Source organism: Pseudoalteromonas sp. SWYJZ12, assembly GCF_015864395.1.
GTDB classification, from domain to species: Bacteria; Pseudomonadota; Gammaproteobacteria; order Enterobacterales; family Alteromonadaceae; genus Pseudoalteromonas; species Pseudoalteromonas arctica.
On the sequence record NZ_JADYXH010000019.1, the window covers coordinates 31,789 to 49,389 of the forward strand.

Sequence of the window (17,601 nt, forward strand, 5' to 3'; positions counted from 1 at the left end):
GCATCTTTCCTCTGGATGGGTATTATATTACATAATTGTGAATAAATGTATAAATTATTTGAATAAACGCATGAAGCAACAGGTGAATTTAAAGTTTTCACTTCAATTAAAGACATTGAATCACATTAACCCATTGTATTATAATAAAAAAAACAAAAAATTTAATTTAGCGATATAAATAGACAACCATCTTGGCCACTCGCTTTCCAAAAACAAAAAAAGAACAATAAAAGAACATAAATGAATTAGCCTATCATTGAATTTAACCAAAAATAAGAATATAGTACTAAAATGTAGTCTATGGATAGAATATTATGAATATTGAAAACACAGCTGATAAAAGCCTCAAATGCTTCACAAATCCAAATTACACTTCACTTTTTTGTGTTGCAGCTGACTTCAACGTTTTACTTGTTAATTATCAAGCTTTAAACGTCATTACCAATTATGAACTTATTAATCAATTCATGCTAAAAAATGGTCACCAAGGACTGGTAATTTTTGATGTCCCAAAAGACTGCGATGTACTAGCATTAAAAGAGTGGCCAAATTTAAAAGGATTGTTTTACGAAGGCACTGACGAAGTACTACTTCAACAAGGATTAGAAGCCATTGAACAAGGAAAGTTATGGTTCCCTCGTGCAGTAACCGATGATTGGATGAGGCAAATGCTAGCGAGTGAACAACAAACTACGCTGCAATCAAACAACTTAACCTGCAAAGAAATGAAAGTATTAAACTTATTATTTTCTGGCTTACATTCAAGTGCAATTGCCGACACTTTATTTATAAGTGAAGCTACTGTTCGCGTCCACCTACACAAGGTTTACCAAAAAATTGCTGTGAAAAATAAGCAACAAGCATTACTTTGGTGTCAAAAAAACTTAAATAGAATTAATAGTTAAGTGGGCTTATTTGAAACCTTATTATGTCAGAATATTCACCGGCAGCTTGCCTTTCAAAATCATTTAGCTGAATTTTTAAAGGTAATAAATAAACGGTTTGCCCTGAATATGAGAATTTATGTTGTGATACGTTATTTAGTTCAAGCCAACTTCCTGCCAGATCTAGACTGTAATTAATTGCATATTTATCTCTATAGAGACTGTGTATTAATTTACCATTATTATCTGAACTTACAGATAATTGAATATCTGAATTAGTAACAACTTGTAAACTAGGTAACATAGTGTATTCCTTACCCGGTATTAGCTCTCCCAAATTAATAGTATTTGAAAATGTATTATACCCAAGTACAGAAAGACTTGTTCTAGGCACAATATTTTCTTGAATGCTATATTCTCGTTCATCTAACAACTTGCTCCCCTGATCGTATAATTTCATTTGGAGTCTATCTGTATAGACACCAGCTTTAATCGGCGTTCCTGATGGTATTAGTAATGACAATATCGTCGAAGAATTAGTAAAGCTCAACTTTAAAGTTGATGTGCTAACTAACTGACTCTGTATACTTTGCATTTGGTACGGAACACTTTGAAATTGCCCTTTTAACTGAGCTTGGTTCTCACTTGTAATCACGAGCTGTAATTGACAACTCTCATCATTAATAACGCTTATACGTAACTCTTTCTTAGAGTCTACTTGCTGTAAGGCATGGTAGCTTTCAAAATCATCATAAATATGTTCAACCTTATCGAACCTAGCAGCACATTGCGCATGAATTAAAGGCGTAAAAATAAATAGTGCTAAACCACCCAATAATAAACTTACTTTTTTATTGTACATAAATAGCTCCTTTGCGCTGTAATTGTTCACCTTCGGATACTTCAATCGTAAAATGTGACTTTTCTGCATTCTTAAGTGTAATTTCATAATTACAGGCGGTTAAACCTGTTAATGCAAATCGTCCTTTTTTATTCGTAAAAAATGTATGCTCTTTCTTACTACTATTATCTAAACAAATAGCCGTTCCAACCTGTAACGATAGTGGCTTTTTTTGTTGGTCGTACAGCGTTGCAATGACTGATATGTTAGCGGCAGTCCCTATTGTAATTGCATGACCCGTTCGATAAGGTGAATAAAGAGTAATAATACCAGAACCTATATCATACCCTGGCGCTAAGTTATCAATATCGACTGCAACGTTGGTTGAGGCGTATGAACTTATATCGTTCAATAAAATAGTCTCGAAGTCTTCATTATCGGCCCTATATTCATCTTCATATTGCCCCAATATAACTTTTTTTCCTTTAAGGCTAGAGTGAGGTTTTACTAAAGCGAAGCTATCGTATATGGGTTTCCCAACAGCCCAGCTCTTATCTGCAAATGCTATACTTGACGCCAAGCTTAATCGGCTCTGATGGTAAGCTGAGTCCTCATTAAATTGCTCGTAAAAACTCCCATGATCAAAGTTCATAACAAAACGATTCGCGTTATATTGAGTATTTAAATCAAAAATAGCTTCATTTTGATCATTTTTTTCAAGCCCAGCTCTTATGTTCAAAGCTCCAACATAGCGCTGATTACTATCTTGAGAGAATTCTAAACGTGTTTTGTCACGCCTAGATTGGTGAGATAATTTAGCCCGTCGAGTATTAGAAAACTTATAAGTGACAGACAACCTTACATCCCATTGACTTTCTTCAGCGAGACCCTCCCACTGCCCACCTAAACTATATCTCCATTGGCTATTATCGATCTCACCAGAAAGACTAACCCCAATTGATTTATCAAATTGAGCTTCATCATATGACCTTGATAAGCTTGTAAAAAAAGATGTTTGCGTATTATCGCCCCAAAAAAAACTATAATTAGCCTGAATATAATGCTCTCTTAAGCGAGAACTAGATTGAGAATCAGGCCGATAACCAAGGCCTGTAAAATATCTTGATGAGTATTCATAACCCACCGTAATGTCAGTGTTATTATCACTATGATTTCTATAGTTACTATAAACAATGCGATAAGCATGGCCTGTTTTTTCATTGAAACTTATCGCATTTTCAAACGCAATCTGTCCAATTTTAGCTGCATAAATATTTTTAAAACCAACCTGCTGAGAATACTCATCACCCTGTACTGCCGCACCCGCTGTCCAGCTAGGTGTAATGCCATAATCAAGATAAAAGCTGGCTAGTGGCTCGTCGTAATCATAATCTAGCTCACTACCTAAGCGTGAAGGAACGCCTAAATGAAACTCATATTCAAGTTGCCTTTGAGCAAAAAGATCTAAACCTGTCGTTACGTCAAAATCAACAAAACGCACAACTCCTGCTATATCAGTGATCCTCAAAGTAATATTATTGCTTCCTTCATTAAGGGGAATATCATCAAGAGAATATATACCTGCGGCTAAATTAAGTTTTTGTACTATCCGCTCGCCAACTAACACCTCTACAGAGGATGGACTCTCTAAGGTAAAGCTACGAGAAGCACTGGGTCTGATAGGTCTGTCAGAAACTAGCGAAAAATCATGTGAAAGCGACAAACCTAGTACCCGTGCTGTTGATTGAAAATAACTACCTGAACTATAATTATCACCGACTGATATACGTAACCCACTAAGCGGTAGGTCATGTATTATACGAGTACCTAAGCGACTAATATTTGATGAAGTAGGAGCTACTTCAGATAAATACTCCACTTCGTTTTCTAAAACCCAGTCTTCCCAGCTCACTACCATTTCAGAGCGAATAGCTAAGAGCTCATCTGTTGTGTCCTCGCCTTTATCTTGCTGATAAAAATAACTTGAATAAGCATTAACAAATCCACTTAGTTTAGCGGGTTCCGATGCTGTTAAATTCCTTGAATCAGATTTTAAACTTAGCTGTTGAGGGCGAGTCAGTGTAAGAGGTACTGATATTTCTAAGCTAAAATCACTCATATCGAATGAAATATTATATCCAAATGACTCTAATGCTTTTGTATCAATAACATTCTTATTAACTTTAGACTCTAAAGAATCAAAATCTTCTGAAAATAAAAGTCGTTCGAATGAAACTTTAATTTCACTCCATTTGAGTGATAAATTATCATTTGGGTCAACTGCAAGAGTTAATTTACCAATAGCATTTTTATTCAGTTCTGCTTCAACACTGAGTTCGATGGTTCTTTTAGACGGGTTAATTTTTGAATAACATAATTGAGTAAAGCTCAATAAAAATATGCATAATAAAACTCGCATAACTAGCGAGCCAGCACTAAACGTAGATGATTTAAACTTCCTTCCTGTAAAGATTGTGGCATAGGGACTTTTATGACACTGGTGCTATGAGGAGCAAAAAAAACATCGTATCCGTTTGCTTTTAATTGATCTTTTAAAATTCGATCGCTCAGGGTTTTATTTTTAGTGATTTTTATTTCATAATCACTTAATCGTCCTGCCCCTTTTCCTTCATTTAATACTTCAGTGACGATAAAGCCATCCTCAACATGAGGTTCTTTTATAGTCAGTTTAGGAACTAATCGAGGTTGATCCAAATGAACAATTAAATTTACATTTAACAGCATCGTAAGTTGTGACTGTTTATTTATAGACTGTTTATTTATAGACTGCTTTACAATGGGCTGCTCAATCAAACTAACTTGATAGCTTTTATCTGTACTAGGAAGTTTTTTATCTAACCATCTAAATTGCAACTGCTGGCTTTGCCCTGGTTGCAAAAATAGCGATGGAGGAAAAACCCACAATGGAGAGTCATCTAAAGAAATTAATTTAGGCGTGCCTTGAGAAAAGTCAATTTCGTAAATTTGGATATCAAAAGCAATGTCTCTTGGTAACTGATTGTGAACCAAGCTAGAAGCGTTACTTGAACGACTATCAGGGGAGAAAGTAACCACCATAGGCGTTACTTCTACAGCAAAGGTCGGTGCAATTACAATTACATATATAAGAAAGTAACTGCATATCCGCAGCATTAAAAATTGACCTCTAGATCACTACTAGCTGCATTAAACTTTGTTGGAATTTTTATTGAGACCTCACGGCTAGATTTTGGTAATAAAATTTTTCCAGTCAATGCTTTACTCAATTCGGTCCCTTCTAATAATAGCTCTTGATCATCGCCTTTAATAAGCCACTGTGCCTGCGATAAGCGAATATATTTATTGCCTGTATTTTCCAGAAGCACATTCCATGTTTCTGTATCTACTTGGCGTTTATTTTTAATTAATAATTTTGCCTCAGCACCTTTAGGCACCACATTAAACAAAGTTCTAAAGCTAACTGACATACCAACGCCTGATTGCCCCGCTTTCTCTAAATCAACAGATACCTGATCAATAGCTATTCGGTATGCTTTTGAGTTTTCTAACATTGGTTCGCCAATATATCGAACAATTACCGACTGACTTTTCCCGGACGGAATAATTGTAGTCATGGGAATAATTAAAAAGTCTTCTTCATTCGCTTTTAATGTTTCATCACCGTTGGAAGCTATTAGTAAATCAAAAGCTGATATCTCAATAGTTAAAGAACTATCTGAAGGGTTAGATATACGAATTGTTTGTTGTGATTGGCTACCTGATGATTCAAGCTCTGCGACCATTGGTTTAACTTGAAAAGCCAGTGTAGAATAAGAGCTGAGTAAAAGTATCATTAAAAAGATATAACGCATATAGAGTCCCTCCTGCTAAATTAAAAGGCAGTAATTACTGCCTTTTATTATGCTAATTAGTTAGCTGTTATTGCCAACATCAGCGTATCTGCATAAGTACCGGCATAAACAGGCTCTTGAGTCACAGTTAATAAAATATTACCTGTGACTCCTCCTGCAGCAAGCGTTGACGAACCAGGCTGACTTTGCGATTCTGTCTGATCATTTTGACCATTTTCAGCTGAAAGTGTAAAATTAAATGCGTCTGCAGTTAACATTGCTGTGTAGCCAACACCTTGATTTTCTTGATCAGCATTCTGTAAATGCCCTTCAGATGTCGTTAATGACATAGTAGCACCATCGGCATCGTTACATTGCAAATCAAAGCCTACGTTTTTAGTCGCACCATTTGTTAATGTTTGGAAGAATTGTGTTGTGTTAATATTACTCACTGCACAAACCGATGACACTGCACCACCAACATTAAGGTTTTCAGCAAATGCTGCGCCAGATGTTAGAGTTGCAATTGCTGATAACACGATTAACTTTTTCATTTTAATATTCCTTATCCATGTGACATATTTGTTTATATTTTATAGTTAGTGTTTACCAAACTCCACCAGATACAACCGATGGTGTCATTTCTATGCGAAGCACATCCTGGTAGCTTCCGGCATAAATTAAAGGCTCATCTAGTTTTAACTGTAATTTAGCTACGCTGTTAAATAAAATATTATCAACATCAAAATTGTACATAGATTTGAGCTCAAGTGCTGTTGCAGAAACGTCGCTTGAAACCCCCTCTATTGACCAATTAATGTTATAAGCATTTATTTGAGTACTTTGCTGATGGCGCAGGCCACCATTTTCAGATTGCATTGATACTCGCATAGGTGAATTACAATTAATCACTAGCTTTGTACTCGCAAGGCCATCTGAAGAAAACTGAAGATTATTATTTTGTGTAGTAAAGCCGCACACTGGTGAGATATAACCTACCAGAGTTAAACTTACTTCATCGTTACTGTATGCATTCATTGCAAAGCAACATAATAAAAACCAAGTTAGCTTCTTCATCCGCGCCATTTCCTTTGAACAACCTCGCTAAGACAAGACTAATCCTATAATAAAATCGCCGTTTAGAAAGTTGTTATTTGCTTATGACTAGCTTTACTTATTGATAATTTCGACTATGCAGCAATATAGAATATAAACATTTGAACTAAATAACTTACGTAAAACACATAGAATTAAATGCTAACAAATCTATATGACAGCGAATACAATACTTACGGATTGTAAGTTACATTGAGACGTTATAAACAATAATTCCGAGACGTATATTTTATATCCAATCCCAATACTAAACATTTTTAAACACAAACATTCGCACCTGATTAATTTAAAAAACAAAAAAACAAAATAACATTAACTAAAAAGTTAAATAAAAACCTCAAACCGTTCTATTTATTAGATAAATACTCATTGTCCACTTATACTAACAAAGAAATCAACATGTAAATAACAAATAGGAACAACATATGAAAAAGCTATCTGTAGCAGTGGCGGTATGTGCAGTTTTAGCATCTAGCTATACTAGTGCTGAGGTAAGAATTAATGGTTTTGCATCAATTATCGGTGGTAAAAGTCTGGATAGTGACAGTACTTTGTACGGTTATGATGATGATATTACCTTTAAAAATGAAAGCGTTTTTGCATTACAGTTATCTGCAGACCTACATGAGAAGCTTACTGCAACAGCTCAAATTGTAGCTCGAGGAGAAAACGACTTCGATGCTGAGTTTGAATGGGCGTATATTACATACGAATTTTCAGATGAACTACAATTAAGCGCAGGTAAAATGCGTATACCTTTTTATCGCTACTCAGATTTTTTAGATGTAGGGTACACTTATCGATGGGTTCGTCCACCTCAATCAGTTTATAACTTACCATTCTCTACTTATGAAGGATTGAGCTTATTACACAATAGCCAAATAGGTGATTGGGATTCAACCTTACAAGTTATATATGGAAGTTTTGATGACAGTATTGCTGTAGTTTCTGTTAATGGGGATACAGAACTTAATAACATAGCCGGTTTAAACTGGACTTTAACTTATGACTGGTTCAGTGCTCGTGCTGCTTACTTTATTGCTGATACTACAATTGACATTGAAAATGATACTGATGCAGGTATAGCTCTTAACTCTCTTGAGCAAACCTTACGTGGTGCGGGTTTCTCAGAGCAAGCCGATGATATTGATGTTAATGAAGATGATGGTGCTTTTTTTGCTCTTGGTTTTTCAATCGATTACAACAATATTCTATTTGATGCTGAGTACACTGAATTTGAGGTTGATAACAGTGCATTAGCTAAGCAAACTCAGTACTATACTTCTGTCGGCTATCGCATGGATGAATGGATTATTCACCTTACATATGAAAACAACGACGATAAGCACGATAGTAACCGCTATAATACGCTTCCAGCCGTACCTCAATTAAATGAAGGTATTAACCGAGTGCTAGAAGGCGTAAAAGCGAAAAGTAACGTATATACTATCGGTACACGTTACGACTTCCACCCTTCAGCTGCATTCAAAATCGACTTTAGTCGTTTTGAAGATGATGTAACCGATACAGAAACCGATGTTGTAGCTGTTGGCATAGACTTGGTATTTTAATTGGAGCTTATGATGAAAAAATTAATTTTAGTTAGTGCACTTTCATTGTGTTCAATTAATGTATTCGCAGAAGTTGCAGTGATTATTAATCCAAGCAACGTTAGCTCTGTAGATGCTGACACAATAAAAAAGATTTATTTGGGAAAAAGTAAGTCATTTAGTAATGGCGATAAAGTTAATCCAGTAAATCAAGATGGTACATCTGTAGCCGATGAATTTAACGACAAAGTAGTTGGTAAGTCTAGCAGTCAGTTAAATGCATATTGGTCAAAGCTTGTATTTACAGGTAAAGGTACCCCGCCTGAAAAACTAACATCTGACCAAGCTGTTATTGATTTTGTTGCAGCTAATGGAAATGCAATTGGCTATGTTGATAGCGCTAAAGTGACCGATAAAGTAAAAGTTATTGCGACCTTTTAGCAGTGAAATTGATATAAAAAACCACCCGGAGGTTAATACAGATAGGTTGAGAAATATTTAACTAATCGATAAACCGGCCTTCGGGTTCCTTTATAAAGGCTTCTGAATTTATTCAGAGGCCTTTTTTTTGCAACCCACTACAACACTTTCTCTAGCCAATAGCTACGCACCCAATTCAGAAGACTTCTGTCAACTGGGTGTTACGACGTGTGCAATTAATATTATTAACTTAATTCAGACTATGTTAATTGAGATCTCAGGGAGCATCCCTAAATAAATAGAGCAATAGTAAGCTAAAGTAGAGCATCACATATTACTAATAAAGCGAGAGTGGACATATACTAGGTATGTCAAACCAATTATCCAAACAAAAAAGCCAGTCAGCTGTTAACTAACTGGCATCAACCCTAGGGTAGATTTTTATACTGGCTCAGTACTAAGCTTTACTCGATTCTAAATTTAGCTGTTGCATCTAATAGATTATCAGATAAATAGTGTAGATTTTTAGCTACATCACGTACAGCTCGTAAAGACTCCATAGTATCTTCGAATGATACATGCATATTTGACACATTATCTACTACCATTGCAGCTACGGATGTTTGCTCCTCAGTCGCTGCTGCTATCTGCGAATTCATACCATTAATTTCTAACATTTGCTCTGCAATTTTCTCTATTGAAATACCTGTTTTCTCTGCGGCAGTAGCGTTATCTGTTGCCATATCTCGTGCTGAAGTCATCGCAGCTACAGACTCATTTGCGGCAGTCGTTAATGATCCTAATAATTCACGTATTTCATTAGTAGAATGCGCTGTACGAGAAGCGAGTTCACGTACCTCATCAGCAACTACGGCAAACCCTCTTCCGTGCTCACCAGCACGTGCAGCTTCAATTGCAGCATTGAGAGCAAGTAAATTTGTTTGATCTGCAATAGACGTAATTACATTCAAAATCTGTGATACATTTTTTGTATCATCTGCAAGCTTATTTATGGTGCTTGCTGCTCGGTTAATTTCATCACTAAGCGTACGAGAAGCGGTAACTGACATCTGTACTTGCGTACGACTTTGCTCTACTTCTTTTTCGGCCGTTTCAGCTGCATGAGAAGCGTTAGCTGCAGATTCTGAAATATCGCCAACGCTTTGTTTCATTTCTTCCATAGATTGTTTAACAATTTCAGCATCAGTGGTCTGCTTTGTTGTAGCACGTTCTGCTTGTTCCATACCTTGAACTAGTCGTGTTGAGTTTTCCATTAAAGGTTCACACACAGCAATAACTTCAAGCACGGTTTCTCTTAACAAAGAAATAAACGCGTTAAAGTTAATAGAAACTTGGCCTATTTCGTCTTCTGAATTAACAGATAGTTGTGTACTTAAAGAGCCATTACCACTTGCTAATAAACTCAAATTATTAGCTGCATCACTAGCAGATGAGCCTATATTTTTAGCAATCCAAATAGCCATAAATAAAAGTAAAATTAATGAAACAATGGAAACCGCTAACATTAAAGTTAATGCTTCATCAGAACGTGTTTTAGTATTGGCAACCAGTTCAAAAAAACGATTATCCGCTTTTTGTTGAGCACCTTTAAAGCTTTCTAAAACAGATCCATATAAGCTTGTTTTAAGCTGTGCTTGTTGCTGAATTTTACTAAAATCAGCAGTACCGTTAACCATACCTGTAGCAATACTTAAGGATATTTTTTCATAATCTGATAACTCATTAATAATATCGTTGCTAATGTAGGAGCTATTCAGTCGGGTTATTAAAGTAATATTAGACTCTATCGTTTTATAAACCTCATCTGCTTTAACGATAAGTTCTTGCTCACCAAACGTAACAGCTTGAGTATAAAGCTCGTCAAGCTTTTCTAGGAGTCCTACGTTTTGCGAGGTTATTTTTACTACTTTATACGATGAACTACTCATTTCATCGAGAGAAACTTTGTTGTCATTCATAGCTAAGTAGTTTATCAATACGATCACTATAAAGGCCACTACCGCTATGCACGTAATTGCATGTATTTTTTTTGTTATGCTTAGGTTTTGAAAAGAGAAGCCTGAAGCCATACTGTGCTACCTTATTTTATTGTCTATATTTGTTATCGGCTTGATATCTATAAGTGTGAGCTAAATTTTTAATATTTCTAGTTTTTTCTAATAAATAGAAGAATTATTTTACGACAAACAAGTTGTGTTTAAAAAACACTCACAATATATTTCAGGCACAAAAAAACCAGTAGCATCACTGTTACTGGTTTTTGCAATTTGGTGCGGATGGGGGGACTTGAACCCCCATGCCCGAAAGCACCACCCCCTCAAGGTGGCGTGTCTACCAATTCCACCACATCCGCATTTTTTAAGCTTCCGCTTAATTGTTAAACATATGATTTATTTGAGGACTATAAATCGTTTAACGATAGCTTTACGCTAAATTAGTTTGGTACGTCAGAGCTTTGCTCTTTAGTAGATGTTACTGGAACATCTTCTTCAACAGGAACTACTGTTTCTACTGCTGGAGCTGCTTCTAGATTTTCCCATTCGTCAGTCTTTTTAATTTGACCAGCAGTTAGGTTTCCTAACACAATGCTTAATACAAAAAATACCGTTGCTAAGCTTGTGGTTGTTTTTGTCATAAAGTTACCTGCACCTGACGAACCAAAAACTGTGCCTGATGCACCAGCGCCAAATGAAGAACCCATATCTGCGCCTTTACCTTGTTGAATTAAAACCATTCCAACTAGAGCCAAAGCCACAACTAAATAAACTACTAATAAAATTTCGTACATCTTATACAGTCCCTTTTGCACTGTTACAGATTGCAGTAAAAGATTCTGCTTTTAGACTTGCGCCGCCAATTAAGCCGCCATCTATATCTGTTTGTGCAAATAATAATTCGCTATTTTTTTCATTAACGCTACCACCATATAAGATGGTAAGCCCTTGTGCTAAATTGCTATCAAGTGATGCAATTTTGTCACGGATAAATTTATGAACAGTTTGTGCCTGCTCTGGCGATGCAGTCTTACCTGTGCCTATGGCCCAAACGGGCTCGTATGCTATCACAGAATCTTTCAGTGCTGCTACACCTAATTTCTCTATTACTGCATCAATTTGTGCAGCAACTACTTGTTCGGTTTGACCGTTTTCTTGCTCACTTTCGCTCTCGCCTACACATAATATTGGTGTTAACCCAACTTGCTGTGCTCTAGCAAACTTTTCAGCGACTGTTGCATTACTTTCGTTATAAATACTGCGGCGTTCAGAATGACCAACGAGTACGTAAGTTGCACCTAAATCTTTTATAAGCTGCGCATCAACTTCACCAGTAAATGCGCCAGGTGTATTTTCAGAAACAGTTTGAGCTCCTGTAGAAACACCGCTAGCTACCATTGCTGGTACAAGTGGGAATGGAGGAAATAAAACAATGTCCATCTCTTGTGATTTTACATCGTTAATAGCGTCAGACATTTGTTTAACTAACTCTAAAGAGCCATTCATTTTCCAGTTGCCTGCGACCATCGCCTTGCGTATTGTCATTATCCACTCCACATTAGAAAGCGGGCGAGATATTAACTTTTCTCGCCCAAAGTTACAAGAGATTATTGTTATTAATCAGTTTGTTTGCTCATAGATTCTACAACAGCTGCAATTTTTTGAGCGCTGTCTATTACAATCTTTTCTTGCTCGGCTTCAACCATAACACGAACCACAGGTTCAGTGCCTGACTTACGCAGTAAAACACGGCCTTTATCGCCTAAAGCAAGCTCTACTTCTGCTACAGCTGAAAGCACTTCTGGTGCTTTTGTCGGGTCAGTTCCAGCTGTATAACGCACGTTAATCATCTTCATTGGATACTTGGTAAAACCAGCGCCTAAGTCTTGCAATGTACGATTTTGTGCAACCATAGCAGCAAGTACTTGTAAGCTTGAAATAATACCATCACCCGTGCTAATTAAGTCTAGATTTAGTACATGGCCTGAGCTTTCACCGCCAATTTTCCAGCCTTTTTGCTGTAGTAATTCCATAACATAGCGATCACCCACTTTACTGCGAGCAAACTCGATACCTTTTGCTTTTAAAGCGTTTTCAAGGCCCATATTAGACATAACAGTACCAACTACACCACCACCCAAATTATCATCTTGGGCTGCTTGGCAAGCTATAATATAAACCAGATCATCACCATCAAAAACACGGCCATTATGATCAACCATCATCACGCGGTCACCATCACCATCGTATGCAATACCTACGTCGGCTTTAAGTTCAAGCACTTTACGTTTAAGGGTATCTACGTGAGTAGCGCCACATTCATGGTTGATATTAACGCCGTTAGGCTCACACGCATGTGTTATTACTTCTGCGCCAAGTTCACGCATAACAGAAGGTGCAATATGATAAGTTGCGCCATTTGCGCAATCGACAACAATTTTAAGACCTTCTAAAGACAGGCCTTGCGGGAACTGGCTCTTACAAAACTCTATATAGCGGCCATCCGCACTGACTAAACGCGATGCTTTGCCTAATTTATCTGAAGCAACACATGTCATTTGCTCATCAAGCATCGCTTCAATTTCAAGCTCTACTGCATCATCAAGCTTTAAGCCTTGACCATTGAAAAACTTAATACCGTTATCGTAATACGGATTATGTGAGGCACTAATTACAATACCTGCCTCAGCACGAAATGTTTGCGCTAAATAAGCAACGGCAGGTGTAGGCATAGGGCCTAGTAATACAACATCAATACCAGCAGCAATTAAACCAGCCTCAAGTGCGGTTTCAAGCATATAGCCCGAAATACGCGTATCTTTACCAATAATTACTTTTTTAGTACCACTTTGCGATAATACACGCCCAGCAGCCCAGCCTAGCTTCATTGCAAATTCAGGGTTTATTGGAGCAGCGCCTACAAGTCCACGCACGCCATCGGTGCCAAAATATTTTCTTTCTTTCATTGTGAAATTCCTTGTTCGCAGGCTTGATATACACCAAGTACATCTGCGGTTTCTTTTACGTCATGTACACGAATAATTTTTGCGCCATTTTGCGCTGCGATTAACGCACCCGCTAAGCTGCCCGCTAACCGTTCATTTGTATTTCTGTTTAATAAATTACCTATCATCGATTTACGTGATAATCCGGCCAATAATGGCAAACCTAATTTATTAAAATCGTCAAACTTAGCCAATATTTGATAGTTATGACTAAGCGTTTTTCCAAATCCAAAACCTGGGTCTAGAATAAGTCGTTCAAACTTAATCCCAGCTGTTTCACATGCTTTAATACGTTCACTAAAAAACATACTTATATCTGCAAACAAATTATCGTAATGAGGTGACGATTGCATGCTCCGGGGCTGCCCTTGCATATGCATTAAACAAATTGCTACATCTTCATACTGCGCAACCGTTTCTAAGGCGTCTATCTCTTGTAAAGCTCTAACATCATTGACTATATCTGCCCCTGCAAGTATTGCTTGTTCCATTACCTGTGCTTTACTGGTATCAATTGAAATAACGCAATCACTGTGCTGACGTATCGCTTTAATAGCGGGGATTACTCGAGCAAGTTCATCTTCTAAGCTAACATCTGGCGCGCCTGGGCGAGTAGATTCTCCCCCTATATCTAAAATTGTCGCACCGTCATCTAATAATTGCATTGCGCGTTTTAGCGCTATTTTGGGATCTAAAAACTGCCCACCATCAGAAAATGAATCCGGCGTTACATTTAGTATTCCCATAATAACGGGCTTTTCAAGATTAAGCGTACGCCCTCTCGGAAGCTTTAATATGTTAGTCATTGCCAACCTTTATTCTTTTTCTAAATAGCTGATACAAAAAAGCCCCGAAGTTCGGGGCTTTCATTACTATTTTAACGATTATTCAGCTTTGTCATCAAGGTTTGTTTCATCTTTTTTTGATGAATCATCAGTCTTTTGACTTTCATCAGCAACTGGTTCTTGAAGTTCTTCCGCTTTTACCGGTTTAGCTTCATGACGATCATGTGCATCACGCGGTTCACGTACTGGTTGGCGTGCCATTAAATCATCAATTTGCTTAGCATCAATAGTTTCGTATTTCATTAACGCATCTTTCATTGAGTGAAGAATATCAATGTTTTCTTTTAATATTTCTTCTGCTCTTTGATAGTTACGATCTGAAAGTAATCGAACCTCTGCATCAATTACTTTTGCCGTGTCGTCCGACATGCTAGATGAACGACTACCGCCACCACCCATATACATTTCGTTCTGATCTTCAGCGTAAAGTAACGGACCTAGCTTTTCACTTAAACCCCAATGTGTAACCATTTTACGCGCTATATCTGTAGCTCGTTCAATGTCATTACTTGCACCCGTTGTTACTTTATCTGCGCCGTAAATAAGCGCTTCAGCAATACGGCCACCATAAAGGCTAGAAATCATTGATTCTAAAAGCTCTTTTGAATGACTAACACGATCTTGCTCAGGCAAGTACATTGTTACACCCAGCGCACGGCCACGTGGAATAATAGATACTTTATAAACTGGATCATGTTCTGGCACCATACGACCAACAATTGCATGGCCAGCTTCATGGTACGCTGTCATTGCTTTTTCTTGCTCGCTCATCACCATCGTCTTGCGCTCTGCGCCCATCATGATTTTATCTTTAGCAGCGTCAAATTCAGCCATACTTACAACACGTTTATTACCACGCGCTGCATAAAGTGCAGCTTCGTTTACTAAGTTTGCTAAATCCGCGCCAGAGAAACCTGGAGTACCACGTGCTATAAGAGCAGCTTCTACGTTATCGCCTAATGGCACTTTACGCATGTGTACTTTAAGTATTTGCTCACGACCACGAATATCAGGTAAACCTACTTCAACTTGACGGTCAAAACGACCTGGGCGAAGTAATGCAGGGTCTAATACATCTGGTCGGTTAGTTGCTGCGATAACGATAATACCTTCGTTACCACCAAAACCATCCATTTCTACTAGCATTTGGTTAAGTGTTTGCTCACGTTCGTCGTTACCGCCGCCCATACCGGCACCACGTTTACGACCAACAGCGTCAATCTCATCTATGAAGATAATACAAGGCGCCGCTTTTTTAGCTTGTTCAAACATGTCACGTACACGTGACGCACCAACACCCACAAACATTTCAACAAAATCTGAACCAGAAATTGTAAAAAATGGCACTTTAGCTTCACCAGCAACAGCCTTCGCAAGTAACGTTTTACCGGTACCTGGAGGACCAACCATTAGTACACCTTTAGGAATACTACCGCCAAGTTTTTGAAACTTAGAAGGATCTCTTAAAAAATCTACCAGCTCAGTAACATCTTCTTTTGCTTCATCACAACCTGCAACATCAGCAAACGTTGTTTTAATTTGATCTTCACTCATTAAGCGAGCTTTACTCTTACCAAATGACATAGCGCCTTTACCGCCGCCGCCTTGCATTTGACGCATGAAGAATATCCATACACCTATGAGCAGTATCATCGGGAACCAAGAAATAAATATACTTGCTAAGAATGATTGTTCTTCAGGTTGTACGCCCTTCACATTTACATCATTTTTAAGTAAATCATTTATTAAGTCTTCATCGTACATTGGCATCGTTGTTTGAAAACGCTCACCACTGCTCTTAGTACCAGTAATATTTCCTGTACCGCGGTCGATAACAACTTCTTGTAAAGAGCCACTGCGGACATCTTTTACAAATTGAGTGTAACTTGTTTGACGATCAACTTGCTCGCCGCCATTAAAGCTCTGAAAGACTGACATCAGCACAACTGCAATCACCAGCCATAGTATTAAATTTTTCGCCATATCGCTCAAGGGGTTAACCTCTTGTATCCAATTAATTTAAATTCAACTAAACGCCAAGCAACTGTACTACAGTTTGTATCCAGTCGCTACTATATATACTTCCCGAGAACGGGCACGTGAGGCATCAGGTTTGCGTATTTTCACTGCTTTAAAACTATTACGTACATCTTGCAAGTATTGATCAAAGCCTTCTCCTTGGAAAACTTTAACAATAAATGCGCCATTTTTCTTTAGTACTTGACTACACATATCCAGCGCAAGTTCTACCAAATACATACTACCCGCTTGATCTACTGAGTTATTGCCACTCATATTTGGTGCCATGTCAGAGAGTACCACATCAACATTTTTACCATCAATACGTTTTAACAACGCATTTAATACAGCCTCCTCACGAAAGTCACCTTGTAAGAAGTCAACACCCGCAAGTGAATCCATCGGTAATATATCACACGCGATCACTTGGCCTTTGTCACCTACTTTTTCAGCCAAATATTGAGACCAACTTCCTGGAGCTGCCCCTAAATCAACAACTGTCATACCTGGACGAAGTATTTTATCTCTATTTTGTACTTCATCTAATTTAAAAACCGCTCGGGAACGCCAGCCTTTTTTTTGCGCTTCTTGAACATATTTATCATCAAAATGTTCTTTCAGCCATCGCTGTGAACTGGCTGACTGTTTTTTATTTGTCATAAATTAACACGCAACTAATTAGTAATATTCTCTAGATGGCGTTAGAATACCCTTAATTCAAGCCATATTCAGCAAAATTTGTATAAACATGACATTATCAAACAAACAAAAGCAATTTTTAAAAGGTCAGGCACATAGCCTTAAGCCTGTAGTTTTACTAGGTTCTAACGGTTTAACCGAAGGCGTAGTAGTAGAAATTCAAAGTGCATTAGAAATTCACGAATTAATCAAAGTTAAAGTTCCAACTGACGATCGTGAAACAAAAGCACTAATTTTTGAAGCAATCGTACGTGAAACTGGTGCGACTAAGCTACAAACGATAGGTCACACTATTGTGCTTTATCGTCAAAGCGTTGAGAAAAAAATACATTTACCGCGTAACTAATTATTCCTGTTAAAGGATTTAGTGCGTTTAA

General features: G+C 37.5%; 17 protein-coding genes and 1 tRNA gene. 4 read left to right on the top strand and 14 right to left on the bottom strand.

Going from position 1 to position 17,601, the window contains the following annotated elements:
- Positions 1–314: 314 nt before the first annotated feature.
- Entirely contained in the window at positions 315–905 is a 591-nt protein-coding gene (locus I6F42_RS16460) for a LuxR C-terminal-related transcriptional regulator (RefSeq protein ID WP_010553852.1), read from the top strand.
- On the opposite strand, the gene I6F42_RS16465 is transcribed toward I6F42_RS16460, so the two are convergent.
- From I6F42_RS16465 to I6F42_RS16490, 6 genes are all read right to left on the bottom strand, one after another.
- Positions 895–1,746 carry a hypothetical protein gene (locus I6F42_RS16465; protein ID WP_010553853.1) on the bottom strand — a complete coding sequence of 284 codons (852 nt, stop codon included), beginning with the start codon at positions 1,744–1,746 and terminating at the stop codon, positions 895–897. The genes I6F42_RS16460 and I6F42_RS16465 overlap by 11 nt on opposite strands.
- Positions 1,736–4,144, bottom strand: coding sequence for a fimbrial biogenesis outer membrane usher protein (locus tag I6F42_RS16470; protein WP_197152834.1), 2,409 nt, complete (start codon positions 4,142–4,144; stop codon positions 1,736–1,738). The genes I6F42_RS16465 and I6F42_RS16470 overlap by 11 nt, the downstream gene beginning before the upstream one ends.
- A 2-nt stretch (positions 4,145–4,146) precedes the next feature.
- On the bottom strand, positions 4,147–4,803 hold the full coding sequence (locus tag I6F42_RS16475; protein ID WP_231616386.1) for a hypothetical protein: 657 nt from the start codon (positions 4,801–4,803) through the stop codon (positions 4,147–4,149).
- 74 nt (positions 4,804–4,877) lie between these two features.
- Complete coding sequence (locus I6F42_RS16480) at positions 4,878–5,576, bottom strand: molecular chaperone (RefSeq protein ID WP_024590966.1); 699 nt, start codon at positions 5,574–5,576, stop codon at positions 4,878–4,880.
- 56 nt (positions 5,577–5,632) lie between these two features.
- A complete protein-coding gene (locus I6F42_RS16485) occupies positions 5,633–6,109 on the bottom strand; it encodes a hypothetical protein (RefSeq protein ID WP_010553857.1) in 477 nt (158 codons plus the stop codon).
- Between the two features lie 52 nt (positions 6,110–6,161).
- Positions 6,162–6,632: a hypothetical protein gene (locus tag I6F42_RS16490; RefSeq protein WP_010553858.1), complete on the bottom strand. Its 471-nt coding sequence runs from the start codon at positions 6,630–6,632 to the stop codon at positions 6,162–6,164.
- 464 nt (positions 6,633–7,096) lie between these two features.
- Here I6F42_RS16490 and I6F42_RS16495 point away from each other — a divergent pair, with 464 nt between their 5' ends.
- Entirely contained in the window at positions 7,097–8,242 is a 1,146-nt protein-coding gene (locus I6F42_RS16495; protein ID WP_197152836.1) for a porin, read from the top strand.
- A 12-nt stretch (positions 8,243–8,254) separates the two neighbouring features.
- Positions 8,255–8,662: a phosphate ABC transporter substrate-binding protein gene (locus I6F42_RS16500; RefSeq protein ID WP_197152838.1), complete on the top strand. Its 408-nt coding sequence runs from the start codon at positions 8,255–8,257 to the stop codon at positions 8,660–8,662.
- A gap of 443 nt (positions 8,663–9,105) precedes the next feature.
- On the opposite strand, the gene I6F42_RS16505 is transcribed toward I6F42_RS16500, so the two are convergent.
- The 8 genes from I6F42_RS16505 to rlmE all read right to left on the bottom strand — a co-directional run bounded on the left by I6F42_RS16505 (position 9,106) and on the right by rlmE (position 17,185).
- Entirely contained in the window at positions 9,106–10,731 is a 1,626-nt protein-coding gene (locus I6F42_RS16505) for a methyl-accepting chemotaxis protein (protein WP_197152839.1), read from the bottom strand.
- A 199-nt stretch (positions 10,732–10,930) separates the two neighbouring features.
- Positions 10,931–11,015, bottom strand: a tRNA-Leu gene (locus I6F42_RS16510).
- 81 nt (positions 11,016–11,096) lie between these two features.
- On the bottom strand, positions 11,097–11,450 hold the full coding sequence (secG, locus tag I6F42_RS16515) for a preprotein translocase subunit SecG (RefSeq protein WP_002962769.1): 354 nt from the start codon (positions 11,448–11,450) through the stop codon (positions 11,097–11,099).
- Between the two features lies 1 nt (position 11,451).
- Positions 11,452–12,201, bottom strand: coding sequence for a triose-phosphate isomerase (gene tpiA, locus I6F42_RS16520; protein WP_197152840.1), 750 nt, complete (start codon positions 12,199–12,201; stop codon positions 11,452–11,454).
- Between the two features lie 71 nt (positions 12,202–12,272).
- Entirely contained in the window at positions 12,273–13,622 is a 1,350-nt protein-coding gene (gene glmM / locus I6F42_RS16525) for a phosphoglucosamine mutase (protein ID WP_007586638.1), read from the bottom strand.
- Positions 13,619–14,467, bottom strand: coding sequence for a dihydropteroate synthase (gene folP / locus I6F42_RS16530; protein WP_010553862.1), 849 nt, complete (start codon positions 14,465–14,467; stop codon positions 13,619–13,621). Before folP ends, glmM begins: the two co-directional genes overlap by 4 nt.
- A 78-nt stretch (positions 14,468–14,545) precedes the next feature.
- A complete protein-coding gene (gene ftsH / locus I6F42_RS16535; RefSeq protein WP_231616387.1) occupies positions 14,546–16,489 on the bottom strand; it encodes an ATP-dependent zinc metalloprotease FtsH in 1,944 nt (647 codons plus the stop codon).
- Positions 16,490–16,555: 66 nt separating this feature from the next.
- On the bottom strand, positions 16,556–17,185 hold the full coding sequence (rlmE, locus tag I6F42_RS16540) for a 23S rRNA (uridine(2552)-2'-O)-methyltransferase RlmE (protein ID WP_007586629.1): 630 nt from the start codon (positions 17,183–17,185) through the stop codon (positions 16,556–16,558).
- An 88-nt stretch (positions 17,186–17,273) separates the two neighbouring features.
- Here rlmE and yhbY point away from each other — a divergent pair, with 88 nt between their 5' ends.
- Positions 17,274–17,570, top strand: coding sequence for a ribosome assembly RNA-binding protein YhbY (yhbY, locus tag I6F42_RS16545; RefSeq protein WP_002963153.1), 297 nt, complete (start codon positions 17,274–17,276; stop codon positions 17,568–17,570).
- Positions 17,571–17,601 lie beyond the last annotated feature (31 nt).

Coding starts and splice junctions, on each gene's coding strand:
- I6F42_RS16470 (WP_197152834.1), bottom strand. CDS start 4,144: ATGCGAGTTTTATTATGCATATTTTTATTGAGCTTTACTCAATTATGT.
- rlmE (WP_007586629.1), bottom strand. CDS start 17,185: ATGACAAATAAAAAACAGTCAGCCAGTTCACAGCGATGGCTGAAAGAA.
- I6F42_RS16495 (WP_197152836.1), top strand. CDS start 7,097: ATGAAAAAGCTATCTGTAGCAGTGGCGGTATGTGCAGTTTTAGCATCT.
- I6F42_RS16485 (WP_010553857.1), bottom strand. CDS start 6,109: ATGAAAAAGTTAATCGTGTTATCAGCAATTGCAACTCTAACATCTGGC.
- folP (WP_010553862.1), bottom strand. CDS start 14,467: ATGACTAACATATTAAAGCTTCCGAGAGGGCGTACGCTTAATCTTGAA.
- I6F42_RS16505 (WP_197152839.1), bottom strand. CDS start 10,731: ATGGCTTCAGGCTTCTCTTTTCAAAACCTAAGCATAACAAAAAAAATA.
- I6F42_RS16480 (WP_024590966.1), bottom strand. CDS start 5,576: ATGCGTTATATCTTTTTAATGATACTTTTACTCAGCTCTTATTCTACA.
- yhbY (WP_002963153.1), top strand. CDS start 17,274: ATGACATTATCAAACAAACAAAAGCAATTTTTAAAAGGTCAGGCACAT.
- secG (WP_002962769.1), bottom strand. CDS start 11,450: ATGTACGAAATTTTATTAGTAGTTTATTTAGTTGTGGCTTTGGCTCTA.
- I6F42_RS16475 (WP_231616386.1), bottom strand. CDS start 4,803: ATGGTGGTTACTTTCTCCCCTGATAGTCGTTCAAGTAACGCTTCTAGC.
- I6F42_RS16465 (WP_010553853.1), bottom strand. CDS start 1,746: ATGTACAATAAAAAAGTAAGTTTATTATTGGGTGGTTTAGCACTATTT.
- glmM (WP_007586638.1), bottom strand. CDS start 13,622: ATGAAAGAAAGAAAATATTTTGGCACCGATGGCGTGCGTGGACTTGTA.
- I6F42_RS16500 (WP_197152838.1), top strand. CDS start 8,255: ATGAAAAAATTAATTTTAGTTAGTGCACTTTCATTGTGTTCAATTAAT.
- ftsH (WP_231616387.1), bottom strand. CDS start 16,489: ATGGCGAAAAATTTAATACTATGGCTGGTGATTGCAGTTGTGCTGATG.
- tpiA (WP_197152840.1), bottom strand. CDS start 12,201: ATGACAATACGCAAGGCGATGGTCGCAGGCAACTGGAAAATGAATGGC.
- I6F42_RS16490 (WP_010553858.1), bottom strand. CDS start 6,632: ATGAAGAAGCTAACTTGGTTTTTATTATGTTGCTTTGCAATGAATGCA.
- I6F42_RS16460 (WP_010553852.1), top strand. CDS start 315: ATGAATATTGAAAACACAGCTGATAAAAGCCTCAAATGCTTCACAAAT.